Below are 23,983 nucleotides of genomic sequence, written 5' to 3'. Positions count from 1 at the left end.
TCCGGAGCGGGCTACGGCGCCTCGAACGCCGGCCAGCACCCGTCTTCTTCATGCCTGCCGGTGCGCTGCTGGCAGGTGTTGTCGAGCAGCCGCTGCGCGACGTCCTTCCAGACCGCGTTGCCGCCATACAATCGGACGGCATCGGCGGTCTGGATTTCCACGGTCCGCTCGCAGCGGCGGCAGGAGATGCGCAGCACGTGGCGCTGAATCTCGCAAAGACGTCGCTGCCGCAGCTGGGCCCCGGTCGCGCCGACGCGAGGGTCTTTGAGTACCGATTCCCAGTATTCGGCCGGGAGGGGCGCATCCGGAGCCGCAGCGGAGGGGCCCGGCCTACGGGCGACTTCAGCGGCCAGCTTTTCCATCTGCCTTGGGGTCGGCATGCGCCAGCTCGCGGGTCGGTCGGTCATTCCGAATTAGAACATAAAGAGAACAAAAGTCGAGTCCGCTTCAAGCCCGCTCCGTGAAAAAATCATCCCGTTGGGAAGGCCGCGATGTCGGAACCAAGCTGGGTGGATCGTCTTGAATCCGGCATCAGTATTGGAGTTCCCCCGCCATGGCCCCCCGCGCTAACTGGAAAGGCTTCCTGCGTCTTTCCCTCGTCACCTGTCCGGTCGCGCTCTATCCGGCCACGTCGGAATCCGAAAAAGTCTCGTTCAATCAGCTCAACCGGAAGACAGGCCACCGCATCAAGTACGCCAAAGTGGACGCCGATACCGGCGAGGAGGTCGCCAACGAGGACATCGTCAAGGGCTACAAGGTCGACACCGACACCTTCATCGAGGTGACCAAGGAGGAGCTCGAGAACGTCGCGCTGGAATCGACGCGGACCATCGAGATCGACGAGTTCGTCGACCGCAGCGAGATCGATCCGCGATATCTGATCCGCCCCTACTACCTGGTGCCGGACGGAAAGGTCGGCCATGACGCCTTCGCCGTCATCCGCGAGACCATCCGAGAGATGAACAAGGTTGCGATCGGGCGCGTGGTGCTGACCAATCGGGAGCACATCATCGCGCTCGATCCGCTCGACAAGGGGCTGATGGGAACGCTGCTGCGCTATCCGTACGAAGTGCGTTCTGCGGACGAGTATTTCGACGACATCCAGGATGTCAAAGTCACCAAGGACATGCTCGATCTCGCCAGGCACATCGTCAATCAGAAGGCGGGCCACTTCGACCCAGACAAGTTCGAAGACCAGTACGAAACCGCCCTTATCGATCTCATCAACCAGAAGCGCGCCGGAAAACCAATCGCCGCGAAAGAGCGTCCCCGCGGCGAGAACGTGGTGGACCTGATGGACGCGCTGCGCAAGAGTATCGGCGCCGCCGGCCCGGCTAAAGAGAAGCCGGCGAAAAAGCCACGCAAGGTCGCAAGCGGCCAGAAGGAAATGCTGATGCCGATCGATGGAAAGAAATCGGCGAAAGAGGCAGCGGCAAAGAAGCCGGCCGCAAAACCGCAGCGGAAGTCGGCCTAGCGTATTGTGAAGCAGCCGGTGAGAAAACTGAAGACCTACCAGACTTCGCTGGGCTTCTTCGATCTGGCGGTCGCCGCTCCGTCGATGAAAGCGGCCCTGGAAGCGTGGGGCGCCGACAGCAATCTCTTCCACCAGGGGGCGGCGAAGGAAAGCGACGATCCAGGTATCATCGCTGCGACCATGGCGAAGCCGGGCGTCGTTCTCAAGCGCCCCGTCGGATCCGAGGGACGCTTCGGCGAGCGTGCCGAACTTCCCACCGATCTGGGCAGCGGCGGAAGACAAACGAAAACTGCCCGCAAGTCGGAAGGCCGCAAATCGAAGAAGCCTCCCTCCCGTCCCGTCGACAAGGCGGGGGAACGGCAAGCCGATCTCGCCTACGAACGGGAGCAGAAGCGCCGCGCGCGTGAACAAGCGAGGGAGGAAGCCGCCAGACAGAAGGAGCGCCAAAGGCGACAGCAGGCGATCGACAAGGCGCAGGCGGCGTTGGACAAGGCCGAGCGCGAGCACACCAATAGGGCCGCAGCAATCCAGGCCGAGGTGGAGGTTCTTGCGAAGAGATCCCAAGTCGAAGATGCCAGATGGGACAAGGAAAAGGAGCGGTTGAAGGCCGCGCTGCGGCGCGCGCGGGGCTAGATCTCGCAGGGGCGCACGTGGATGGCCCATCCGCCTAACTTCCGTATCGCCGGCCTTCGTTCATTCGTCGTCAGCATTCAAAAAGCTCCTGATACGACGACTGTTTATGTCCCGTCGTTCGTTCCAGCTGAACACAAGGCTATGTTTCGCAAGGGCCGGAGCTCAAGGTTTGGGCGCGCGCGGCAATGGCCGCACCGGGCTCTCGTGAACCGAGCCGCAAAGCTGCGTCTCGGCCTTCGGCTTCGATCCCTCGCGCGATAACGTGTCGCTCGCCGGAGGCACTCGCCCTCGGTCCCGCCGTCATTTCATTCCGGCGTCGCTATCACTGCCCTTCGTTCGGGTGCCTATTTAACCGGTCTCGCGACTGCCGACTGGCCTTCGCTTCGCTGCGGCGCAGACGCCCTCTTTCTGTTTCGGAGCTAAGGGCTCCGCCCTCGCGCGGACAAGGGTGAAGTCCCGGAAGATCCGGGACCGGCCGGGGCGGTCTCCCCGACCTTCCGCGCGGACGTCAAGACCGGACAGCCGCCACCATCGGAATCCGCTTGTGCAGGCCGGGTGATCCCCCACCGCCCCGGCCGCCCTTGCCCTTGCTACCCCGGTCTCGCCGACGGGCAGGGGTGCAGGCGCGAGGTGCGCGCTGCACCCAGGCCCTAAAAGGAGATCGATCATGTCCATCAAGAATGTCGAAATCGTCACGGCGAGCGGGACCGAGAGCTTCATTCCGTTCAACAAGCTCAAGAAATCCCCGAACAACGCCCGCAAGACGCCGCACAGCGAGGCGTCGATTGAGGCCTATGCGGCCAGCATCGCCGCCAAAGGCATCCTGCAGAACCTTGTCGTCGAGCCGGAACTGGATGCGGATGGTGCGGCCACCGGGTTCTATTTTGTCACCATCGGAGAGGGCCGCAGGCTGGCGCAGCTTCTCCGTGTCAAGCGCAAGGAGATCAAGAAGACCGAACCGATCCGTTGCGTCATCGACACCGCGAACGACGCCTTCGAAATCAGCCTCGACGAAAACGTTACGCGCGAGAACATGCATCCCGCCGACCAGTTCGAGGCGTTCAAGAAGTTCGCGGAGGAACGCGGTTTTGGCGCGGAGGAAATCGCCGCCCGGTTCGGCGTCACGCCGCACGTGGTGCGGCAACACCTGCGCTTGGGCGGGGTTTCGCCCAAGCTGATGGAAATTTATCGCAACGGCGATCTGTCGATCGACCAGTTGATGGCCTTTGCGATCACCGAGGATCATGCTCGGCAGGAAGCCGCCTTTGAGCGGCTGTCCTTTAACCGCGACGCCAGCACGATCCGCCGCATGCTCACCGAAGCCAACGTTGCCGCCACCGATCGCCGCGCGATCTTTGTCGGCGCGGAAGCCTATACCGAAGCGGGCGGCACGATCCTTCGTGATCTCTTCACCGAAGATCGCGGCGGCTATTTCGAGGACGTGGCGCTCCTCGACCTGCTTGTGATGGCGAAGCTCGGACGTGCGGCGAACGCCTTGCTGGAAGCAGAGGGGTGGAAATGGGCGCAAGTCTTCCTGGACTACCCGCACAGTCACGGGCTACGCCGGACATATCCGCAAGCAGTGGACCTTTCGGCGGAGGATCAAGCCGCCTTGGATGCCGCGAGGGGCGAGGTCGACAGCCTGACGGAGCAACATGAGAGCGCCGAGGAACTGCCCGATGAAGTCGATGCGCGTTTCGGCGAGCTTGAGGCCGAGATCGAGCGGCTTGAGGCGAAGCGTCGGGCCTATGACCCCGCCGACATCGCGCGTTGCGGGGCGTTTGTCATCCTCAATCATGACGGTACCGTGCGCATCGAGCGCGGTTTTATGCGGGCCGAGGACGAGACGCCGGAGCCAGAAACACATGATCTGAATGGCGAAGGCGAGGACAGTCACACCGTCCATGAGGACGGCGAAAACCGCCCGCACGGTGAAGCCGAGGGTGAGGGTTTGGATGGGGAGGACGAGGACGGCGACGGTCACAAGCCGCTGTCGGACATCCTCATCCGCGATCTTACCGCGCACCGCACCCTCGGGCTTCGCCTTGCCTTCGAGCAGCCGGACGTCGCCATCGTGGCCGTGACCCATGCGCTATCGGCGCAAATCTTCTATCGCGGCGCGGACGCCCACGTTCTCGACATCCGTCCGGTCAGCACGGTGCTGGCCTCCCATGCGGATGGTATCGAGGACACCAAAGCGGGGAAGGCATGGGCGGATCACCACGCCCGTTGGGCGGCTCAGATGCCGCGCGATGTGTCCCACCTCTGGGCTTTTGTCGTGGAATTGGACCACGACAGCCGCATAGCGCTGTTCGCGCATTGCGCCGCGCTCACGGTCAACGCCGTGAGACTACCATCGGAGCGCAGGCCCCGTGTGGTGGCAACGGCGGACAAGCTGGCGGAGGCTGTGTCGCTCGACATGACCTCGCATTGGATCCCGACCGCGCGGACCTATCTGGGTCGTGTCACCACGACGCATATTCTTGCCGCCGTGCAGGAAGCTGTCAGCGAGGAAGCCGCTGGACGGATGGCGGACATGAAGAAGCAGGAGATGGCGGAAGCCGCCGAGCAGTTGTTGGTCGGAACCGGGTGGCTGCCCGTATTGATGCGGACGCCGGGAGCCGTCCAGGAGCCTGCCGAACACCCGCAGGCGGATGCCGTCACGGAGACGACCCCCGACGCGTACTCTGTGGCCGCCGAGTAAGCGGCAAGGCCGGGACCGCTCGCGCGGTCCCGGCTTCTCATCGCGCAACTGTCGTATTTTTTGGCCGCGCGCCTTCAGGCGCGCGGCTAACGTCATGATATTCACACCCTCGATCGGATGCATTCTCTAGGGAAAGGAAGATGCTTTTTGGCCTGAAGCGCGCGGGCAGCGTGCGTTGTGGTCCGCGCCCGCGAACCCGCCCGAAGGACGGCACGTCGCGTCGATCCAGTTGGATCAGTCGCCGTTGCGGCGGGACCAGATCAGGGTGAAGCTGTCGTGGCCCTCACCTTTCACCAGCGAGGCGTAAATCGGGGCGGACCTATCACCATCTCTGACATCGAGATCGCAAGCTGGACTCCGCGGGTTTGGATCGAGGGCGAGTGACGGGTCGGCCCTACGATGCGAAATCATGCGCCGTCGTTCGAAAGGGGCGCGTCTTCGCCTTCGGGGATGCGCGGCTGCACGTCTTTGTCCGATTGGTGATCGCTGTCCTTGTGCGGCGACGATGATGGCAGTCATGGTGGTCTCCATCAGTCCGTTTATAGGCGCGCACCAACGCAACCTCGAATGGACGGATCAGGCCCGAGGGACGGCTGCGCCTCGATCGCCTTCCCGCAACAGCTCCGCCGGCTTTTTTCCCCTGCCGCGAAGTGGCGGCATTCCTCGCGGAAAGCAAAAAAGCCGTCTAACGCCGTCCTCCGCTGCGCTGCGGGCCTGACGGCTGCGGGCCGATCGCTCCCCGGGCCAAGGACCGCCATCGAGGCCGCGATGGTCGCGGCCCGACAACAGACGGAGACCACCATGGCTACCATCGGAACCTTCACCGCAGCGGACAACGGCTACACCGGATCGGTCAAGACGCTCACGCTCAACGTCAAGGCGAAGTTCGTCGCAACCGAGAAAGAAAACGACAAGGCGCCCGACTTTCGCATCTTCGCCGGCGCCACTGAATTCGGCGCGGCCTGGAAGAAGACCGCGCGGGAGACCGATCGCGAATATCTCTCGGTCAAACTCGACGACCCGAGCTTCCCGGCCCCGATCTACGCTTCGCTGGTGAAGGGGGAGGGCGACGACAGCTTCACGCTGATCTGGTCCCGCCGCAACGGCGACTGATCCAACCGGATCGAAGCGCCCCGCCTCCTCGGAGGCGGGGTTTTTCCTGCGCTCAGGGCCACAACGGCGCGGAAAGAAGAGGGAGGACCTTCGGTCTCCTTGTTTTCATGATAGTCGCTAAGGGCTCCGCCCTCGCGCGCGCAAGGGTAAAGCGCCGAAGCCGGCGCCGGCCGGAGTGGTCTCCCCGGTCTTCCGCGCCGTCGCAGAATTTTCACGACGACATGAGCGCCAGGCGCGTGCAGACGCGCGCGTACCGCGCGCCCCCTTGGGCGGGTGATCCCCCTCCACTCCGGCCGCCCTTGCCCTTGCTACCCCGGTCTCGCCGACGGGCAGGGTTGCAGCGCAGCGCTGCGCTTTAACCCAGCCCCAGAGGAGAATCAGCGATGACGATGATAACCCTGACCCAGAACGAACAGCCTGCTTCTAGCGGCTTTCGCGTGGATGTATCGCGCGGCAAGCGTGTTGGCCGCGTGTCGTCGGAATGGTTTTCGCGGCCGGATGACGAGCGTTACTTGAACCTGCCGGAACTCTATGACGCCGTGCGCGGTCGCGCCGAGCGCGCGCAGGCGCGGACGGTGGAAAGCAAGTCAATCAGGGTGGAGGCGAACCGCGACAGTGTCGAGCGGCTGGCGTTGATGGTCCCCGGGCGCGATGAGCCGGTGGCGCCCACCCATTGGAGCTTCGGACAATTGTGCACCCTTGTCGGGGCGCCAACTTCGTATCTGCGGCAACTTCCGGCCGCGCTGTCCGGCATCAATCTGCAACATGGCTTGCTGTCGCACCGCGCCGAACTGGTGAAGACCTTGGAAGCTGATAACGGCCGCGTCGAGCTTCGTGCCGTCACCGGCCCCGACTATGGCCGCATCTGGGACCATGAGCTTGTTGCCGCCGTGATGAAGATTGCAGGCAATGGAGTTGGGGATACGCGGTGGAAGGTGCCGGGCGTGCTGGATTGGGCCACCATGACCCACAATCCCTTCGTGGACGTGACCAAGGACACCACGACGCTCTACGCCAGCGACCGGGATGTGTTCCTGTTCTTGGTCGATGACACCAACCCGATCGAGGCGGGGCGCTTGCCGGACGGATCACCGGACCTATATTTCCGGGGATTTTACTGCTGGAATAGCGAAGTTGGCAGCAAGACGCTCGGCATTGCCAGCTTCTACCTTCGCGCCGTCTGCATGAACCGCAATCTGTGGGGCGTCGAGAATTTCGAAGAAATCACCATCCGGCATTCCAAATTCGCAGGCCAGCGCTTTGCGCATGAGGCGGCACCGGCCTTGACCAGCTTTGCCAATTCTTCGCCCGCGCCATTCGTTGCCGGAATCAAGGCCGCTCGGGGGCGGATTGTTGCCCGGACGGATGAGGACCGTGAGAGCTTCTTGCGCAAGGGCGGGTTTTCCAAATCGGAAACGGCGAAGATTATTGAAACGGTGCTTGGCGAAGAAAATCGAAAGCCCGAAAGTGTCTTTGACTTCGTGCAAGGCATCACCGCGCTGGCCCGGACCAAATCTCATCAGGATGCGCGGCTGGAACTCGAAGGCAAGGCAAAGCGCTTGATGGAACGCGCCATTTAGAACGTGCGCCGCGCAATTTGAGAAAATTGCGCGGCCACTTCATTTCTTGCGAATGGTGCCCCAAGTGCGCCGCCGCCGATCCGGCAAGCGGATCGGCGGCGGCGACGCGTGTTTGCGTCGGCGCTCGCCGGGCCTTTGGCCCGGCTCGCGCGGAAGCACAGAGCCACATTCGTCAGATGGAATCGTTCACTTTTTCTTGGAGGGTTTGGATCGTTCGCTGCGCACTTCATCATCTGGTAGCACAAGGTCGATATGGCTCACGCCCAAGGCTGTGGCGAGTTCAAACAATGTAACGATGGTCGGATTGCGACGTCCGCGTTCGAGACCGCTGATGTATTGTTGGGTAAAGCCGGATGCTTCCGAAAACTTCTCCTGCGTGAAGCCCTTCTGCTTCCGCAATCGTCCGAAGTTTCGGCCAACCAACTTGCGCATGTCCATTCGCGCAAGTTGCTTCTTTACATACTATGAGGTTTATCTCCTATAGTGTGTATTCCCAACTGCGTAGGCATTCGAATGCCCTCCAGGAATAGCTGCCTTCCCGAAGTTTGGCTGCGAACGGTACCGAATAGGGCTAAGGTGAGGCTATCGCCGAATGGTGGCCAAGCGCAGCCTCGTCGCCACTCGAAGGAGCTACATGCCGTCACCCCCACTTGACCCCGATGTTGCGGACCTGGCACCGGATGACCCCGTGCTGACGGCTTATGACGAGCAACACGTCGTCACCTATCTCCGGCTGCTGGATGCTGACGCTGACAACGCGGACTGGCGTGAAGTTGCAAGAATCGTTCTTCACATCGATCCTGAACGCTACCCGGAGCGCGCACGCAGAGCCTTCGATAGCCATCTGTCTCGCGCCAGATGGATGACGAACCATGGCTATGGCCATTTGCTACGTGGCGGCTCCGCCAATCGGTAGGAAAACGATCTGCAGAATTAAATTGGGAGGGAAGAATTTTCTGTACTGCAGATAATTCGCGTAACTAACCGGTGGGATACGTTATGCAACCATAAATGGTCCATATTTAAAGTGTTGCAATGCGTCATTGTTTCGCGTGAGGATCAAGTACAATGCCGGATTTCGATTGGCGCTCGCCTGAGGCCTATTCAAAACTGCAGAACGCCGACCTGACCGGTCTCGCCTGGGAATGCCTTCGTCGTAATCCCGAATACCGAAAACACTATAGTGCGCTAGCGAATCCGCGCGCCGGCGCTCCGGCCGAATTCCGGAATAAATGGGGCCTGTCTTTTCGCGGCTGATCCGCGAAAGGCCTGCCACGAGCAGATCATATTTTGGGCACCTGAAGTTCTGCCGACCGTTTTGTCGGTAGGAGCTTCGTCGTCGCAAACTTCAGATCAACCGATCGCTCTGGATCTAACTGGACTGTCGCCCGGCGAGTTGCGGCAGAACACGGACGGCTGGCATGCCGTGCTCCGGTTCGGTGGTGCCACGCATCGCGTGTGGATGAAGGAATTGCCTGCAGCCTCGACGCCGCAAGCGATCGAGTTGCCAATGGACTCGACGTTTGAACTCCGCACCCAGGCGGCCCAATCGCTCTGTCGTACGCTGAGCGGCCGTTCTCCGTGTCCACCCCTGTCCGACCTTCCTCAGCAGCGGCGCCAGCGGTTTGCTTTGGTCTTGCGTGCGCTCGACGGACGTAATGAGGGCAAGACTTATCGTGCGATCGCCGAAGGTCTTTTTGGCGAGAAGCGTATCCCGGAGCGCGCCTGGAAGACGCATGACTTGCGCAATCGTACCATCCGCCTCGTGCAGCGTGGCCTCGCCTTGATGCGCGGCGGCTATCGCGAACTCCTGCGTCCAAGGCGCAAGGACAAATAGCCCCTTTCGGGTATCGATAATCCACCCCTCGATCTTCGCCATCCCCCTGCGACGGGCTGCTCCTCCATGATCACCGCACACACGCCGGCACCGCCGGTGATAGCGCGATTCCATGATGGAGTTCTCAAATGCCCGATCCCATGGCCGGTCTGCCGCCACGTTTCCTGCGGACGCCCGAGGCCGCGCGATATCTGGGGCTGTCCGGCCGCACTTTGGAAAAGCACCGCACCTACGGCACCGGTCCGACCTATCGGAAAATTGGCGGCCGGGTCGTCTATGCGCTCGATGATCTGAAGGCTTGGGCCGATCTCGGGTCCAAGACATCGACGTCCGATCCCGGGAAGGGGACGGTCCTGCCTGCCAAGAAGCATCCGGCACTGCGCCCCTATGCGGGCCAGGAACGTCGCTGATTGCCGCGGGAGCATTGGCAGATGCGGCGCAAATTTCGATCCGAGCGCAGTCAACTCGAGCTGTTCCGCGCCTTGCCTGGCGATCTCGCGCCGCGCGACGCCCAGGACTTGATGGCCTATCCATTCTTCTCGCTCGCCAAGTCAAAGCGGATTGTGCCGATCGATTTCCGCGCGGGCGCAATCTCCATTCGCGTCGAGGCAGTGCCCGAACACGGCATGGCGACGATCTGGGATGCCGATGTCCTGATCTGGGCAGCTTCGCAAATTGTCGAGGCGCGCGACGCCGGCCTGAAGACCTCGCGCCTGATGGCGGCAACCCCTTATGAAATCCTGACCTTCGGTTGGCCGCGGCACCAGCGCGCGCGACTACGATCGTCTCAAGGCAGGTCTCGACCGGTTGCAGGCAACCTCGGTGCTGACGTCGATCCGCCAGCCGGCAGAGCGACGACGGCATCGTTTTTCCTGGATCAACGAATGGAAGGAGACGGCCGATGCCAATGGGCGTCCGCTGGGCCTCGAGTTGATCCTGCCAGACTGGTTCTATGCCGGCGTTCTCGATGACGCGCTCGTGCTGACCATCGACCGCGCCTATTTTTGTTTGACCGGCGGACTCGAGCGCTGGCTTTACCGGCTTGTCCGCAAGCACGGCGGTCGCCAGCAAGGTGGCTGGAGTTTTGATTTTCTGCATCTTCACGCCAAGTCCGGCAGCCTCTCGCCGCCCAAACACTTTGCCTTTGACCTGCGCGAAATCGTCCGTCGGCAGACCTTGCCCGGCTATGAGCTCGTGATCACGCGCGACCCAAACGGCGTCGAACGGTTGAACTTTTCGCCCCGCTGCACCGATCCGTTCGAGGAGCGGCTTCGCAAGCGCGGGCTCACGCCTCAGGCTGGAGATAAGCTGTGAATCAACTCGTGCTATCGGGGACCGCTACTCTCGTGCCATCGGGGACCAGATCCTCGTGCTATCGGGGACCGGAATCGGTCCTAAGCGTTTGTTATCAGGCGCGTTCGAGCCGCCGTAACTCTTCTAACCAGAAATCCTTCGGATTTCTTCTAACGGACCGCGCCGTTTTCCTCACTGTGCATAACCCGCCGCCGAGGGATCTGCGTGCTCGTCCGCAGGCGTTGGAGCTCCGCCTAGACGGAGTGGCCTCATGAACGAACTCACGCAGGTCGAGCTTCTCTGGCTTGAAAAACGCATCGAGAACCGAATTCGCTTCGGTCGCGCCGTCGAGGAAAGGATTCTCGACCGCAACAGGCGCGTCCTGTCATTCGCACCCGGCAGCATCTTTGCTTTCGTTCGCTGGATGTCGAACGATTTCGGGACGGTCGTTTCCCGCATCGACATCTTGCGGGCGGTGGCAACTGGCCAACGCTGCTCGACCGTCCCTTATGTCAAATCCGGCGGCGAAATTCTCTTGCGCCTGTCAGGCTGGTCCAAGGTCGAGCGTGTGTTGCAGTTGATCGACGCCGTCGAGGCGCTCGGCATCGACCCTGCCGACGCGGCGCCCGACTATTGGCATCACGTCCACAACCGCCTGTCTGTCAACGAAGCCCCGCGCGCCTACACAAAGTCACGCCATCAGGCCTGGCTTCATCGGCGGAGGGTCGCACCGTGATGATGCCCCGAAACCGAACCCTCCTAACGACGATCGGCGCAGTTGCCTTGCTCGCCGGGCCGATTGTCGCACAGCCATGCCCAATCTACATTTGGAACAGCTCTGCGAGCGTCCCTGTCGGCCTCTATCGCGTGCGGCCTGCTGGCAATCACTACGTCACCGAGCTGGTCGTAGTTCGGCCGCCGGCGCCGCTGGCAAGCTATCTGGACCTGAACGGCTATCTTCCAACTGGCGTTCCCATGTTGAAGCGTGTGCTGGCGCTTCCCGGACAAACCGTCTGCAGAAACGGGAGCACCATCACGGTCGATGGCATCGCGGTGGGCGAGGCGCGGGAGCGTGACAGTCGTGACCGGCCGTTGCCGGTCTGGGAAGGGTGCGACGTCGTCGACGACGGAAAGCTCTTCCTCATGAACTGGCAAGCCGCGGACTCCTTCGACGGGCGTTACTTCGGAATGATGCCAGCAACCGCAATCGTCGGCCGTGCGCGTCCCGTTTGGACAAATGAGAACTGACGGTGCGTGCTGTGGGCTCTCGGTTGGCCATTCCTCTGTTCGATCGAAGGCCGCACCATTCCTCCGTCCCGACCAGCGCTGTCGCAGCCGCCGCGCACAGCGGCCGTCCAGGGCGGCCGAATGGCCGGCGCGAAGCAGCTTCACCCTGGACGGTCGCGAGCACGGTGGCAGGCTCGCCTTCTATCGGGATTGCCGCTTGTGCCGCTGTGGCGGCTGTCTTGTTTGTAGTTCTGATGGTCGCGCCCCCTGCAAACGAGCTCAATCGCATTCTGTCGAAGCTCTTCGCACTCTTGGCGGTGCGTGATTGGGAGCAGGGGCAGACCGACCGCGGATGGCAAGGGAAAAGCGCCGCCTTCGGTCGGGCGCATGTGGTTGGTGGAGTTGAGAGTTTAAGAGGCATGGGAAATGATCAAGCCGTCGCTCCATTCCAAATCGTCAAGGAAACCAACGCACCGAAAGCCATCGGCCTGCGCAAGCTTGCGGTGAGGCGATCGTGAGCCAGCACGACAATGACCTTCGTGTTCGTCCTGGTCGCATCCGCGACAGCGGACGTAGCTCGTCGCGTCCGAATAGCTTTGTCGGCCAGGTTATGCGGGCGGCCAAGAGGGCCGGGCATGTCGGCAACGGTTTCGGACGCGGTAAGGCCGGCGCTAGCCGGTCGCGCTTCGGGCGAGGCCGGCGCGCCGCCCTTTCCTTGTCGCTCCGCCCGACCTCGCGACGCGTGGTGATGAAGGCGCGCGTGGTTCGTCACCACGGCACCCGCTTTCGCTCGGCGCCGCTGCCGAAGCATATTACCTATCTGAAACGGGAGGGAGTTACACGGGACGGCGCTGATGCTCGGATGTTTGATGCGGCGTCGGATACAGCGGATGAGCGTGCTTTCGCCGAGCGCTGCAAGGATGACCGGTACCATTTTCGATTTATTATTTCTCCCGAGGACGCCGCCGAGCTCGGCGATCTCCGTGCCTTCACGCGCGAGTTGATGACCGACGTCGCGCGCGATCTCGGAACCAAGCTGGAGTGGGTCGCGGTCGATCACTGGAACACCGACAACCCACATATTCATGTCCTGATCCGCGGGCGCGCCGAGGATGGCCAGGATCTGGTCATCAGTCGGGATTACATCAGCCGCGGGTTTCGGGATCGTGCCGCCGAGCGCGTTACCCTGGAGCTTGGGCCGCGCAGCGAGCGGGATATCCAGTCTGCCCTGGAAAGGGAGGTCGAGGCCGAACGCTGGACGAGCCTCGATAGGGCGTTGCGTATTGCCGCCGACGAGGGGGCCGGCGTGGCGGACCTTCGCCCCAGTGTAACAGGCGAAGACCTCGCACTCCGCCGCCTGATGGTTGGTCGGGCGGCCAAACTCGAACGTCTCGGTCTTGCGGATCAAGTTGCATCCGGCTGCTGGACGCTCAAGCCTGGTATCGAGGACAGGCTGCGTGACCTGTCAATTCGCGGCGATGTCATCAAGACAATGCATCGGACGATGACCGTTCGTGGCCGCGAGCCGGATGTCTCCGGCTTTGCCTTGCACGGCGAGGAACCGACAGATCTCGTGCTCGGCCGGCTGCTCGAGCGCGGATTGCATGACGAACTGAAAGGCTCGGCCTATGCGATCGTTGAGGGGATCGATGGACGAACGCATCACATCAGGTTCAGCGATATCGAAATGACTGGCGATGCCGCGCCCGGCGCGATCGTGGAGGCGCGATCTTACGATGATGTGCAGGGCCGCAAGCGGCTCTCGCTCGCCACCCGATCGGATCTTAGTATTGAGGCTCAGGTCACCGCGCCGGGAGCGACCTGGATTGACCGGCAGTTACTCGCGCGGGATTCGATCGTGGCAAGCAGCGGTTTCGGATCCGAAGTGCGCGAAGCCATTGATCGCCGGGTTGACTATCTCGCAAGCGAAGGTCTCGCGCGCCGTCAGGGGGCAAGGGTCACCTTTGCCCGCGATCTTCTCAATACGCTAAGGCAACGGGAGCTCGATGCGGCGGTTGCAAGAATCTCGGTCGAGACAGGGCTACCCCACAATCCTTCGTCGGAGGGCGAACGCATCGTGGGCATCTATCGTCAGCGTATAGCGCTGGCGTCAGGTCGGTTTGCCATGATTGACGACGGGCTTGGATTCCAACTCGTGCCCTGGCGGCCCGCCCTTGAGCAGCATCTCGGTCGACAGGTATCCGGCATCGCCGCAAGTGGCGGCGGTGTGACCTGGAGCTTTGGAAGGAAAATTAGCCTGGGAATCTGATTGGCGGACTGCCCGGCACTTCCGCGCCATGTCGCACCTCGCGCCGCCCGCCGGTGCCATGCAATCTCGATCGGCCTTCTTCTACGCCGATCTATCCGAACGCACGGCGGTTGCGATTGAGCGGTTGCTCGGGGACCGTGAGTAGCCCCTTTTGTTCAGCGCGCCGCTGCTTTAGACGCGCACTGCAGGAAATCAGGCTTTCAAAAGGTCCAACGATGAAGCCCAGAATTGGCGTCTACCTCTCGGAGCAGATGGCCGCGCGGCTAGCGGCAGCCGCCAAGCGTCCTGGCGCCAGCAAGTCGGCGCTCGTTGAGGCCGCCCTTGCTCAGTTCTTCGGTTCGGACGACGATAATGATAATCTCCCGGTAGACCGCCGCCTTTCCTTGATGAGCCGCCAGCTCGAACAACTCGATCGCGATCTTCGAATCGTCAACGAGAGTGTCGCGCTGCAGGCTCGATACCAGCTTGCGGTGACGCCGCCGCTGCCGGCCGCCGCTCTGCGGGCCGCGTGTGCGCTCGGGGCGGAGCGGTTCGATGAATTTGCCACACAGGTTTGGCGGCGCGTTCAGTCGGGGACCTCGCTCGTGCATGAGACGGTGGATCGGCTCGGCCACAAGAGACGTACTCACGCTGACGGTTTTGGGAAGGGAATGGCAAAGACCTCTTCGCCAGTTCACGAGCCAGATCTCCGCACGTCAAACCCGGTTGGCATCGAAGTAGAGCACTCCACTGCCGTCCGGGAGGGCGGCAGCCTGTTCAACTTTCCAGGGAAGGCGGGACTGCCTCTGCACTAGACCTGTTGCGAAGCAGACAATTGCTCACGAAGAATCGGTCGAACAGCCACTACGGTCCCGACTGTCCAGCCATGCGACTCGACGCCGACGTGTCGGCGGCTCGACAGACTGGCACTTGATTCTGCGCGTCTTCCTGCCGTTCGTTGCCGCTTACTACCTCTCATTTCTGTTTCGGACCATCAATGCAACGGTCGCCGGTTCCTTGACGTCGGAATTTGGCCTCAGCGCTGGCGATCTTGGTCTACTGACGTCTGTTTACTACCTGACTTTTGCTGCTGCCCAGATTCCGATCGGCATCTTGTTGGACCGATATGGTCCGGGGCGGATCCAAAGTGCCGTGATGATTGCCGCAGCTCTAGGCGCGGCGCTATTTGCCGTCTCGGACAATTTTTGGCTGCTCCTCGGCGGCCGGGCGCTGATCGGTCTTGGTGTCGCCGCGTCATTGACGGCCGGCTTGAAAGCCCTCGTGCTCTGGTTTCCCAGCGAACGTATCCCGTTGCTCAACGGCCTGATGATCATGTTGGGGGCCCTGGGCGCACTGACGGCAACTTTGCCTGCGGAGTTCCTGCTGGTTTCGGTGGGTTGGCGAGCATTGTTTGCGCTGCTCGCGATTGTCTCGGCCGGATGCGCTCTTGTCATCTATCTTGCTGTCCCAGAGGTGCCAGCACGTATATCGGTGTTATGCGGACCAAATAGTCTAAGGATGGTTTATGCCGACCCACGCTTCTGGCGCCTGGCTCCGCTTTCAGCCGCCTGTATCGGGACGGCATGGGCGTTGCAGGGACTGTGGGCGGCGCCATGGCTCAGCGATGTCGAGCGTCTCGACCGCTCGGGACTACTCTGGCATTTGCTCATTATGGCAATCGCATTGAGTTTGGGCGGGCTTCTGTGGGGCATTGCGGTCGATCGGGCGCGCCGACGTGGGACCGGACCGCGGACACTGTTGGGCCTTGTCGCCACGATGTTTATCGCGGCTCAGTTGGCATTGATCCTGCGATGGCCGCTCCCGTCATATGTCCCGTGGATCGTCGTGGCGGCCGTCGGCGCAGGAACTGTTCTCAGTTACGCTATCCTGGCCGAGTATTTCCCTAAGGAGCTGGCGGGTAGGGCCAATGCAGCGCTGAACGTCTTCCACATCGGTAGCGCGTTTGTCGTGCAATATATGACGGGGCTAGTAGTTCAGCTCTGGGCGCCCATAGATGGGCACTACCCTGAAGTCGCTTACCAAGCAGCATTTGCTTTCAATGTAGGGCTCCAGATCGTGGCTGGCCTCTGGTTTGCCGCACCAATCTGTTCGCCGGGGTATCCGAAAATACTAGCAGCTTGCAAGATGGCTTGTCCGCGGATTACGGAGTCACTTGATATTCGATGCCATGTCCGCAACCAGAATACTTTGGGGCCAGATCGCCTGCGTCTTGACCGTCGTGCTCATCACAATGTGGGCCGCGACGCAATGGACGGCGTGGCGTCTCGGCTATCAGCTGCAACTCGGACACCCCTGGTTTGAGCTCGCACCGGGCGTTCCCATCTATCTGCCTCCGGCCTTCTTCTGGTGGTGGTATGCCTACGATGCCTACGCACCTGAAGTGTTCGTTGAAGGGGCATGCGTCGCTGCGTCCGGCGGGATCATCTCGATTATAGTCGCTTTCGCGATGTCGGTGTGGCGGGCTCGGGAGGCGGAGACGGCGGCCACATATGGTTCTGCACGTTGGGCCAGCCAGCTTGAGATTCGAAGTGCCGGCCTTGCCGGGGCAGATGGCGTGATCCTCGGGCGGTTCGAGCGACTTTATCTGCGGCACGATGGACCTGAGCATGTCCTTTGCTTTGCCCCCACCAGATCCGGCAAGGGTGTCGGCCTTGTTGTCCCCACGCTCCTGACTTGGCCGGGAAGCTGCATCGTTCATGACATCAAGGGTGAAAACTGGACCCTGACGTCCAGCTTTCGGGCCCAACACGGTCGGGTGCTGTTGTTTGATCCAACCAACTCAAGGAGTGCAGCCTACAACCCTCTCTTGGAAGTGAGGCGAGGGGAGCGGGAAGTTCGTGACGTGCAAAATGTGGCCGACGTGTTGGTCGATCCTGAAGGGTCGCTGGAACGGCGCAACCACTGGGAGAAGACCAGCCATGCGCTACTGGTCGGAGCCATCCTTCACGTCCTCTATGCGGAGCAGGACAAGACGCTCGCCGGTGTTGCGAGTTTCCTGTCCGATCCGAAACGGCCGATCGAGACCACGCTTCGCGCAATGATGACTACGCCACACCTTGGCAAAGCCGGTGCGCATCCGGTGATCGCATCCGCAGCGAGAGAGCTACTGAACAAGAGCGAGAACGAACGGTCCGGCGTGCTTTCGACCGCGATGTCTTTCCTCGGCCTCTACCGCGACCCTGTTGTTGCCGAGGTGACGCGCCGCTGTGATTGGTGCATCCGCGATCTCGTTGAAGACGATCGGCCGACGACGCTCTATCTCGTTGTACCTCCATCCGACATCAGCCGCACCAAGCCGCTGGTGCGGTTGATACTCAACCAGATCGGTCGCCGTCTCACCGAGGAACTCCAGGCCAAGGGCCGCCGGCATCGATTGCTGCTCATGCTCGACGAGTTTCCGGCGCTGGGAAGGCTTGATTTCTTTGAGTCGGCGCTCGCCTTCATGGCGGGCTATGGGCTCAAGAGTTTCCTTATTGCGCAGTCGCTCAATCAGATCGAAAGAGCATACGGGCCGAATAACGCGATCCTCGATAATTGTCATGTGCGCGTTTCCTTTGCGACCAATGACGAGCGTACGGCCAGGCGGGTTTCGGATGCGCTTGGGACTGCCACGGAATTAAGGGCGATGAAGAACTATGCCGGTCACAGGCTTAGCCCGTGGCTCGGCCATCTCATGGTTTCGCGACAGGAGACCGCGCGGCCATTGCTAACGCCCGGCGAGGTGATGCAGCTTCTGCCCGAGGATGAGCTGGTGCTGGTTTCCGGCGTGCCACCGATCCGCGCCAAGAAGGCGAGGTATTTTGAGGATCCACGTTTGACCGAGCGCGTGCTACCACCGCCAAACTCAAGCTCCCTCGATCGCGACGGTAGGGCAGTGATAGACGATTGGAGCCAACTGCCAGCTCCGCCGAATTCAAATGTTGCCGAGCCGGTAAGCTTGTCGGGTGCTCGGCAATCTACCGTAAATTCCGGCATTCGCCGCGAGCCGGAGCTTCCCGAGCATGAAAATATCGCGCCAGCGGCCTTAAAGCCTCCACCGGAGTTCGACTTCACGGAAGATGTGGGCGACGGTGACGCCATACGAGCGCGTGTGCTGCGCATGAACGTCTCCAGCCTCGCACGCCAGGCCGCGATGGATCCAGACGATGGCCTCGACCTCTAGGGTGAGATAATGCGGACTAAACATACGTTTCGCCTGCCTCCGGACCTTGCGGGCAAGCTCGCCGATCATGCCAGCCGCAAGCGGGTGCCGCAGGCGCTCATCGTCGAAACTGCGCTGGCCTCATTCCTGTCGCCGGATAATTCGGAGCGGATGGAAGCGGCGCTCGGCCGTCGCCTTGACCGGCTGACCCGGCACGTCGAGCGGCTGGAGCGTCACATCACCATTTCAAACGAAGCGCTCGCCTTGTTCGTGCGGTTCTGGCTGACGGCAACGCCGCCGCTGCCTGATACCGCGCACCCCGCTGCGCAGGCCAAGGGCCGGGAACGGTACGAGGGGTTTGTCGAAGCCCTTGGGCGTCGGCTGGCCAGGGGCCAGACCCTGGCCCAGGAGATCTCGCTCGACATCGATCCGACGCAAACGCCGCCAACCGTTCCTCGTAAGTGATCCCGCCATCTTTTCTTTTGCTACGCCACGATACGCCGCCTGATTTCAGCTTGTTGCACGAGCGCGTAACCTGCCTTTTCTACTGATCCCCACCGCCGAGCTCATATCTCGGCGACCTTGGGGGCAAGCGTGGCAGTTCATTCCTTTCAGTCCGAGGCGGTCTCGCGTGGTGCACGCATGTTGCGCACGGCGCTCGGACCGGCGATAGCGGCCTGGCTCGAAGACGCTGGGATCGTCGAGGTCATGCTCAATCCCGATGGCCGGCTCTGGGTCGATCGGTTGTCGGGGGGCATGACAGATACCGGCGAGCGTCTCGCCGCAGCCGACGGCGAGCGCATCGTGCGGCTCGTTGCCCATCACGTCGGCGCTGAGGTTCATCCGGAAAGTCCCCGCGTCTCGGCCGAGTTGCCCGAGACGGGAGAGCGTTTTGAGGGGTTGCTGCCGCCCGTGGTGACCGCTCCAGCCTTTGCCATTCGCAAGCCGGCGGTGGCCGTCTTCACGCTCGACGACTATGTCGCCGCCGGCATCCTGACAGTCGCTCAGGCTGAAGGGCTGCGGAACGCTGTCCGGGACCGTCAAAACATCCTCGTGGCCGGCGGTACTTCGACCGGCAAGACCACGCTGACTAATGCGCTGCTGGCCGAGATTGCAAAAACTGCAGATCGTGTCGTGCTGATCGAGGATACGCGCGAACTCCAATGCAAGTCGGCTAACCTCGTGGCGCTGCGCACCAAGGATGGTGTCGCCTCGCTGTCCGACCTCGTGCGCTCCTCGCTCCGGCTACGCCCCGACCGAATCCCGATCGGTGAGGTGCGAGGGGCCGAGGCGCTCGACCTTCTCAAGGCCTGGGGCACCGGCCATCCCGGTGGCGTCGGCACCATTCACGCCGGCACGGCGCTTGGCGCGCTGCGCCGGCTTGAGCAGCTCATCCAGGAAGCCGTCGTCACCGTGCCGCGCGCGCTGATCGCGGAGACCATCGACGTGATTACGGTTCTCTCCGGCCGCGGCGCAGACCGTCGGCTGACAGAACTCGCGCGTGTCGATGGCCTGACGACCGAGGGCGACTACCTCATTTCACACGCAGGAGACCCATCATGAACGGCGTCACATTGAGAAGCGGGATGATAGCTGTTGCGGTAGCTCTCAGCTCCGTGGCGATCTCGCCCACTGCAGAGGCCGCTGGCTCCAACATGCCGTGGGAGCAGCCGCTTAACCAGATCCTGCAGTCGGTCGAGGGGCCCGTCGCCAAGATTCTGGCCGTGATCATCATCATCGTCACGGGCCTTACGCTCGCCTTCGGCGACACTTCGGGCGGTTTTCGGCGCCTGATCCAGATCGTTTTCGGTCTGTCGATCGCGTTCGCAGCCTCGAGCTTCTTCCTGGCATTTTTCTCATTCGGCGGCGGAGTGCTGATCTGATGGACGGGCCGGTTGAAGGTTTTGCAATTCCGGTGCACCGCGCGCTGACCGAACCGATCCTGCTCGGCGGCGCGCCGCGTGCGATCGCCATCGTCAACGGCACCGTTGCCGCTGCGCTCGGCCTCGGCCTGCGGCTGTGGATCGCGGGCCTCCTGATCTGGGCAATTGGTCATGCCGCTGCCGTCTGGGCCGCGAAGCGCGATCCGCTCTTTGTCGAGACTGCAAGACGCCATCTGCGCATCCCAACCCATCTGAATGTGTGAGCAACCAATGATGAACCTTGCCGAATACCGCCGCTCCACTACACATCTCGCGGATTTCCTGCCATGGGCCGCACTGGTCGATAAAGGCATCGTCCTCAACAAGGACGGATCGTTTCAGAGGTCCGCGCGCTTTCGCGGGCCCGATCTTGATTCCTCTGTTCCAGCAGAACTTGTTGCGGTTGTCGGGCGCCTCAATAACGCCTTGAGGCGCCTCGGATCCGGCTGGGCGGTGTTTGTTGAAGCGCAGAGGTATTCATCGAACGCCTATCCACCGAGCAGTTGTCCGGACGTGGCATCGGCCCTGGTCGATGCCGAGCGCCGGGCCCAATTCGAGGAAGAGGGAGCTCACTACGAGTCAGCCTATTTCCTCACCTTCCTGTATCTGCCGCCGGCCGAGGATGCGGCGCGCGCCGAGCGTCTCCTCTATGAGGGAAGGGAGCGCGGGGAAGCTGCCGGCGCTCACGAAGCGTTGCGCGGCTTTGTCGACCGGACCGACCGCGTGCTGCAACTGGTCGAAGGGTTTATGCCGGAGTGCCGATGGCTCGATGACGGCGAGACCCTGACGTACCTGCATGCTTGCGTGTCGACCAAGATACATCGCGTCCGCGTTCCCGAGATTCCCATGTATCTCGATGCCCTGTTGGCGGACGAGCCCCTGACGGGTGGGCTCGAGCCGATGCTGGGCGGCCAACACCTGCGGGTGCTCACGGTTGTTGGGTTCCCGACGGCAACCACGCCGGGGATCCTGGACGATCTCAATCGGTTTGCCTTCCCCTATCGTTGGTCGACCGGGCGATCATGCTCGATAAGGGAGACGCGACGAAGCTCCTGACCAGGATCAGGCGGCACTGGTTCGCCAAGCGGAAATCCGTCGCCGCAATCCTGAAGGAGGTAATGACCAACGAGGCTTCGTCGCTGATCGACACTGACGCAGCCAACAAGGCCATCGACGCCGATGCAGCGTTACAGGAACTCGGCTCCGATCTGATCGGAGAGGCCTTCGTCACCGCCACGATCACGGTCTGGGACGAGAATCCGCGCATCGCGGACGAACGGTTGCGCCTGGTCGAGAAAGTCATTCAGGGACGCGACTTCACTTGCATGGTGGAGACCATCAATGCCGTCGATGCCTGGCTGGGCTCGTTGCCCGGCCACGTCTATGCCAACGTCCGCCAGCCGCCGGTTTCGACCCTGAACATCGCCCATATGATCCCACTGTCCGCGGTTTGGGCGGGGCCGGTCAGGGACGCGCATCTCGGCGCGCCGCCGCTGTTCTTCGCCCGGACGGAAGGATCAACGCCGTTCCGCTTCTCCCTCCATGTCGGGGACGTCGGACATACGCTGGTGGTCGGTCCGACAGGAGCAGGCAAATCCGTATTGCTCGCGCTGATGGCGCTGCAGTTCCGCCGCTATCCAAGCTCCCAGATCTTTGCCTTCGATTTCGGCGGGTCGATCAGGGCCGCGGCGCTCGCCATGAAGGGCGATTGGCACGATCTTGGCGGTGCGCTGTCCAATGACGCGTCTGAGGCGGTCGCCCTGCAGCCGCTAGCCAGGATCGACGATGCGGCCGAGCGCGGCTGGGCGGCGGAATGGATTGTAGCCATTCTCGCCAGCGAAAAGATCGACATGACGCCTGAAGCCAAGGAGCATCTTTGGTCGGCGTTGTCTTCGTTGGCGTCGGCACCTATTGGCGAACGGACGCTGACCGGTTTGTCCGTGCTGCTGCAGTCCCAGGGCCTGAAAAGGGCCCTTCAACCCTACTGCCTCGGTGGCCCCTTCGGGCGCTTGCTCGATGCCGAGACCGAGCGGCTTGGAACAAGTTCGGTCCAGGTGTTCGAAACAGAGGGGTTGATCGGCACTGGCGCCGCACCGGCGGTCCTGTCCTATCTGTTTCATCGGATTGAGGGGCAGCTCGATGGGAGGCCAACGCTGCTCATTATCGACGAAGGTTGGCTCGCGCTCGATGACGAAGGGTTTGCCGGCCAGATCCGCGAATGGCTGAAGACGCTGCGCAAGAAGAATGCCTCCGTCGTCTTCGCCACGCAGTCGCTCTCGGATATCGACGGCTCCGCGATTGCGCCTGCCATCATCGAGAGTTGCCCGACGCGGCTGTTCCTTCCGAACGAGCGGGCGATCGAGCCACAGATCACGGCTATCTATCGGCGCTTCGGTCTCAACGATCGGCAGATCGAGATCCTGGCGCGCGCTACCCCCAAACGCGACTACTACTGCCAGTCCCGGCGCGGCAATCGCCTGTTCGAACTGGGCCTTGAGGAATTCGCGCTCGCCTTCACCGCGGCTTCATCAAAGTCCGATCAGGCCATGATCGAGCACGTGCTCGCCGAACACGGCCGCGATGGTTTTGTGACCGAATGGCTCGCCGCGCGTGGACTGGCTTGGGCCGCCGATCTCATTCCCGGTCTCGTCAGGCAGGAAGGTTTGTCATGATGCGTCGCCGCCACCTCTCAGCAGTGAGTGCGCTCGCCATTGCGATCGCAAGTGCCGCCTCACCAACAGCCGCGCAATTGATCGTGTTCGATCCCAACAACTATGCGCAGAACGTGCTCACGGCCGCACGTGAGCTGCAGCAGATCAACAACCAGATCACCTCGCTGCAGAACCAGGCGCAGATGTTGATCAACCAGGCCAAACATCTCACCAGCCTGCCGTATTCCTCGTTGCAGCAGCTCGATCAATCGATTCAACGAACCCAGCAGCTTCTCGGCCAGGCGCAGCGCATTGCCTACGACATCAAGCAGATCGATCGGGCCTTCTTGACGACCTATGCGCCGGCCTCGACCAACGAGTCAAATCAAGTGCTGATCGCGAATGCGCAAACACGCTGGCAGAATTCTGTGGCGGGCTTGCAAGATGCTTTACGCATCCAGGCGACCGTGGTTGGGAATCTCGACTCCCACCGCAAGGAGATGTCGGCCCTCGTCGGCTCAAGCCAAGGTGCGACCGGCGCGCTGCAGGCCAGTCAGGCCGGCAATCAGCTCCTTGGTTTGCAGGCGCAGCAGCTCGCCGACCTTACGGCAGCAGTTGCAGCACAGGGACGGGCACAAAATCTCGAAACCGCCCAGCGTACCACCGCCCAGGACCAGGGCAGGGAGCAGCTTCGTCGCTTCCTCGCGCCCGGTCGTGGCTATCAGCCTTCGATAGTTCGGATGTTTCACCAATGAGCGGACGTGGTGGACTTAAGCGGGTGATGCTTGTGACGACAGCGGCTGCCGTCCCCATCCTTGTCGCAGCATGCACAATCCAGCTCCGCGGCGACAGCGACGCTCCACCGGCTAGATCGTCGGCATCCCGGGCAACCAGTCCGGTTCGCGGCGAACTCGAACGCTGCCGGAAGGTCACCTCCGAGCAGGTTGCAGAACTCCAGGAGTGCCGGCTGATTTGGGCGGAGAACCGCCGTCGCTTCCTTGGCTCAAAGAAAACACCGGGCGTTACTTCCGCCGATGCTCAACCAGGCAGCTCGACACCGTCGTCGGCGCAGCCCAAGCATCCCGATCGTCTCCCCCAGGGCTGGGCGCCCGTTGCAACTCCCGAACGCGAGTGATTCC

At 62.1% G+C, this 23,983-nt stretch carries 24 protein-coding genes and 2 pseudogenes; 24 read left to right on the top strand and 2 right to left on the bottom strand.

From position 1 onward, the window contains the following. Positions 1-11 precede the first annotated feature (11 nt). Positions 12-407: a hypothetical protein gene (locus V1279_RS32455; protein ID WP_334444475.1), complete on the bottom strand. Its 396-nt coding sequence runs from the start codon at positions 405-407 to the stop codon at positions 12-14. A gap of 146 nt (positions 408-553) precedes the next feature. Here V1279_RS32455 and ku point away from each other — a divergent pair, with 146 nt between their 5' ends. The 5 genes from ku to V1279_RS32430 all read left to right on the top strand — a co-directional run bounded on the left by ku (position 554) and on the right by V1279_RS32430 (position 7,504). Then, positions 554-1,474: a non-homologous end joining protein Ku gene (ku, locus tag V1279_RS32450; protein WP_334444473.1), complete on the top strand. Its 921-nt coding sequence runs from the start codon at positions 554-556 to the stop codon at positions 1,472-1,474. A gap of 18 nt (positions 1,475-1,492) precedes the next feature. Next, on the top strand, positions 1,493-2,107 hold the full coding sequence (locus V1279_RS32445; protein WP_334444471.1) for a cell envelope biogenesis protein TolA: 615 nt from the start codon (positions 1,493-1,495) through the stop codon (positions 2,105-2,107). A gap of 667 nt (positions 2,108-2,774) precedes the next feature. After that, on the top strand, positions 2,775-4,811 hold the full coding sequence (locus V1279_RS32440; RefSeq protein ID WP_334444469.1) for a ParB/RepB/Spo0J family partition protein: 2,037 nt from the start codon (positions 2,775-2,777) through the stop codon (positions 4,809-4,811). 801 nt (positions 4,812-5,612) lie between these two features. Further along, on the top strand, positions 5,613-5,924 hold the full coding sequence (locus tag V1279_RS32435) for a DUF736 domain-containing protein (RefSeq protein WP_334444467.1): 312 nt from the start codon (positions 5,613-5,615) through the stop codon (positions 5,922-5,924). 389 nt (positions 5,925-6,313) lie between these two features. Beyond that, positions 6,314-7,504, top strand: a complete 1,191-nt coding sequence (locus tag V1279_RS32430; RefSeq protein ID WP_442894927.1) for a DUF932 domain-containing protein — start codon at positions 6,314-6,316, stop codon at positions 7,502-7,504. A 186-nt stretch (positions 7,505-7,690) separates the two neighbouring features. Here V1279_RS32430 and V1279_RS32425 read toward each other — a convergent pair whose 3' ends face one another. Further along, positions 7,691-7,942, bottom strand: coding sequence for a helix-turn-helix domain-containing protein (locus V1279_RS32425; protein ID WP_334444464.1), 252 nt, complete (start codon positions 7,940-7,942; stop codon positions 7,691-7,693). A 196-nt stretch (positions 7,943-8,138) separates the two neighbouring features. Here V1279_RS32425 and V1279_RS32420 point away from each other — a divergent pair, with 196 nt between their 5' ends. From V1279_RS32420 to trbK-alt, 19 genes and pseudogenes are all read left to right on the top strand, one after another. Next, positions 8,139-8,420, top strand: coding sequence for a DNA -binding domain-containing protein (locus V1279_RS32420; protein ID WP_334446673.1), 282 nt, complete (start codon positions 8,139-8,141; stop codon positions 8,418-8,420). 152 nt (positions 8,421-8,572) lie between these two features. After that, the gene (locus tag V1279_RS32415; protein WP_334444462.1) at positions 8,573-8,761 is read left to right on the top strand and encodes a transcriptional regulator domain-containing protein; all 189 of its coding nucleotides are present in this window, start codon (positions 8,573-8,575) and stop codon (positions 8,759-8,761) included. 205 nt (positions 8,762-8,966) lie between these two features. Continuing rightward, positions 8,967-9,341 carry a DUF2285 domain-containing protein gene (locus V1279_RS32410; protein WP_334446672.1) on the top strand — a complete coding sequence of 125 codons (375 nt, stop codon included), beginning with the start codon at positions 8,967-8,969 and terminating at the stop codon, positions 9,339-9,341. 128 nt (positions 9,342-9,469) lie between these two features. After that, entirely contained in the window at positions 9,470-9,751 is a 282-nt protein-coding gene (locus V1279_RS32405; protein ID WP_334444460.1) for a helix-turn-helix transcriptional regulator, read from the top strand. A 21-nt stretch (positions 9,752-9,772) separates the two neighbouring features. Further along, positions 9,773-10,655 (top strand): annotated as a pseudogene (locus tag V1279_RS32400) (replication initiator protein A). 250 nt (positions 10,656-10,905) lie between these two features. Next, on the top strand, positions 10,906-11,370 hold the full coding sequence (locus V1279_RS32395) for a DUF2840 domain-containing protein (RefSeq protein ID WP_334444458.1): 465 nt from the start codon (positions 10,906-10,908) through the stop codon (positions 11,368-11,370). Then, positions 11,370-11,882: a S26 family signal peptidase gene (locus V1279_RS32390; RefSeq protein ID WP_334446671.1), complete on the top strand. Its 513-nt coding sequence runs from the start codon at positions 11,370-11,372 to the stop codon at positions 11,880-11,882. Before V1279_RS32395 ends, V1279_RS32390 begins: the two co-directional genes overlap by 1 nt. Positions 11,883-12,100: 218 nt before the next feature. Beyond that, the gene (locus tag V1279_RS32385; protein ID WP_334444456.1) at positions 12,101-12,379 is read left to right on the top strand and encodes a hypothetical protein; all 279 of its coding nucleotides are present in this window, start codon (positions 12,101-12,103) and stop codon (positions 12,377-12,379) included. Beyond that, complete coding sequence (locus tag V1279_RS32380) at positions 12,376-14,130, top strand: relaxase/mobilization nuclease domain-containing protein (RefSeq protein ID WP_334444454.1); 1,755 nt, start codon at positions 12,376-12,378, stop codon at positions 14,128-14,130. The genes V1279_RS32385 and V1279_RS32380 overlap by 4 nt, the downstream gene beginning before the upstream one ends. 215 nt (positions 14,131-14,345) lie before the next feature. After that, entirely contained in the window at positions 14,346-14,924 is a 579-nt protein-coding gene (locus V1279_RS38050; protein WP_442894848.1) for a ribbon-helix-helix protein, CopG family, read from the top strand. Between the two features lie 115 nt (positions 14,925-15,039). Next, entirely contained in the window at positions 15,040-16,431 is a 1,392-nt protein-coding gene (locus tag V1279_RS32370; RefSeq protein ID WP_334444450.1) for an MFS transporter, read from the top strand. Beyond that, positions 16,349-18,292: a conjugal transfer protein TraG gene (locus V1279_RS32365; RefSeq protein ID WP_334446669.1), complete on the top strand. Its 1,944-nt coding sequence runs from the start codon at positions 16,349-16,351 to the stop codon at positions 18,290-18,292. Before V1279_RS32370 ends, V1279_RS32365 begins: the two co-directional genes overlap by 83 nt. 9 nt (positions 18,293-18,301) lie before the next feature. Further along, on the top strand, positions 18,302-18,736 hold the full coding sequence (locus V1279_RS32360; RefSeq protein WP_334444448.1) for a CopG family transcriptional regulator: 435 nt from the start codon (positions 18,302-18,304) through the stop codon (positions 18,734-18,736). 129 nt (positions 18,737-18,865) lie between these two features. Beyond that, entirely contained in the window at positions 18,866-19,834 is a 969-nt protein-coding gene (gene trbB, locus V1279_RS32355; RefSeq protein ID WP_334444446.1) for a P-type conjugative transfer ATPase TrbB, read from the top strand. A gap of 23 nt (positions 19,835-19,857) precedes the next feature. After that, positions 19,858-20,154, top strand: a complete 297-nt coding sequence (locus tag V1279_RS32350) for a TrbC/VirB2 family protein (RefSeq protein ID WP_247786674.1) — start codon at positions 19,858-19,860, stop codon at positions 20,152-20,154. Further along, entirely contained in the window at positions 20,154-20,417 is a 264-nt protein-coding gene (locus V1279_RS32345) for a VirB3 family type IV secretion system protein (protein WP_247779094.1), read from the top strand. The genes V1279_RS32350 and V1279_RS32345 overlap by 1 nt, the downstream gene beginning before the upstream one ends. 7 nt (positions 20,418-20,424) lie before the next feature. Then, positions 20,425-22,865 (top strand): annotated as a pseudogene (gene trbE, locus V1279_RS32340) (conjugal transfer protein TrbE). Then, a complete protein-coding gene (trbJ, locus tag V1279_RS32335; RefSeq protein WP_334444442.1) occupies positions 22,862-23,599 on the top strand; it encodes a P-type conjugative transfer protein TrbJ in 738 nt (245 codons plus the stop codon). The pseudogene trbE and the gene trbJ overlap by 4 nt, the downstream one beginning before the upstream one ends. After that, positions 23,596-23,979, top strand: a complete 384-nt coding sequence (gene trbK-alt / locus V1279_RS38045; protein WP_442894847.1) for a putative entry exclusion protein TrbK-alt — start codon at positions 23,596-23,598, stop codon at positions 23,977-23,979. Before trbJ ends, trbK-alt begins: the two co-directional genes overlap by 4 nt. Positions 23,980-23,983 lie beyond the last annotated feature (4 nt).

Source organism: Bradyrhizobium sp. AZCC 1610, from assembly GCF_036924515.1.
Lineage (GTDB): Bacteria > Pseudomonadota > Alphaproteobacteria > Rhizobiales > Xanthobacteraceae > Bradyrhizobium.
This window is presented reverse-complemented; position numbering and strand designations above follow the sequence as displayed.

Bases quoted from the DNA above. Each gene is read 5' to 3' on its own strand.
- trbJ (WP_334444442.1), top strand. From the start codon at position 22,862: ATGATGCGTCGCCGCCACCTCTCAGCAGTGAGTGCGCTCGCCATTGCG.
- V1279_RS32345 (WP_247779094.1), top strand. From the start codon at position 20,154: ATGGACGGGCCGGTTGAAGGTTTTGCAATTCCGGTGCACCGCGCGCTG.
- V1279_RS32425 (WP_334444464.1), bottom strand. From the start codon at position 7,942: ATGGACATGCGCAAGTTGGTTGGCCGAAACTTCGGACGATTGCGGAAG.
- ku (WP_334444473.1), top strand. From the start codon at position 554: ATGGCCCCCCGCGCTAACTGGAAAGGCTTCCTGCGTCTTTCCCTCGTC.
- V1279_RS32440 (WP_334444469.1), top strand. From the start codon at position 2,775: ATGTCCATCAAGAATGTCGAAATCGTCACGGCGAGCGGGACCGAGAGC.
- V1279_RS32350 (WP_247786674.1), top strand. From the start codon at position 19,858: ATGATAGCTGTTGCGGTAGCTCTCAGCTCCGTGGCGATCTCGCCCACT.
- V1279_RS32415 (WP_334444462.1), top strand. From the start codon at position 8,573: ATGCCGGATTTCGATTGGCGCTCGCCTGAGGCCTATTCAAAACTGCAG.
- V1279_RS32435 (WP_334444467.1), top strand. From the start codon at position 5,613: ATGGCTACCATCGGAACCTTCACCGCAGCGGACAACGGCTACACCGGA.
- V1279_RS32430 (WP_442894927.1), top strand. From the start codon at position 6,314: ATGATAACCCTGACCCAGAACGAACAGCCTGCTTCTAGCGGCTTTCGC.
- V1279_RS32395 (WP_334444458.1), top strand. From the start codon at position 10,906: ATGAACGAACTCACGCAGGTCGAGCTTCTCTGGCTTGAAAAACGCATC.
- V1279_RS32455 (WP_334444475.1), bottom strand. From the start codon at position 407: ATGACCGACCGACCCGCGAGCTGGCGCATGCCGACCCCAAGGCAGATG.
- V1279_RS38050 (WP_442894848.1), top strand. From the start codon at position 14,346: ATGAAGCCCAGAATTGGCGTCTACCTCTCGGAGCAGATGGCCGCGCGG.
- V1279_RS32390 (WP_334446671.1), top strand. From the start codon at position 11,370: ATGATGCCCCGAAACCGAACCCTCCTAACGACGATCGGCGCAGTTGCC.
- V1279_RS32405 (WP_334444460.1), top strand. From the start codon at position 9,470: ATGCCCGATCCCATGGCCGGTCTGCCGCCACGTTTCCTGCGGACGCCC.
- V1279_RS32360 (WP_334444448.1), top strand. From the start codon at position 18,302: ATGCGGACTAAACATACGTTTCGCCTGCCTCCGGACCTTGCGGGCAAG.
- trbK-alt (WP_442894847.1), top strand. From the start codon at position 23,596: ATGAGCGGACGTGGTGGACTTAAGCGGGTGATGCTTGTGACGACAGCG.
- V1279_RS32410 (WP_334446672.1), top strand. From the start codon at position 8,967: ATGAAGGAATTGCCTGCAGCCTCGACGCCGCAAGCGATCGAGTTGCCA.
- V1279_RS32420 (WP_334446673.1), top strand. From the start codon at position 8,139: ATGCCGTCACCCCCACTTGACCCCGATGTTGCGGACCTGGCACCGGAT.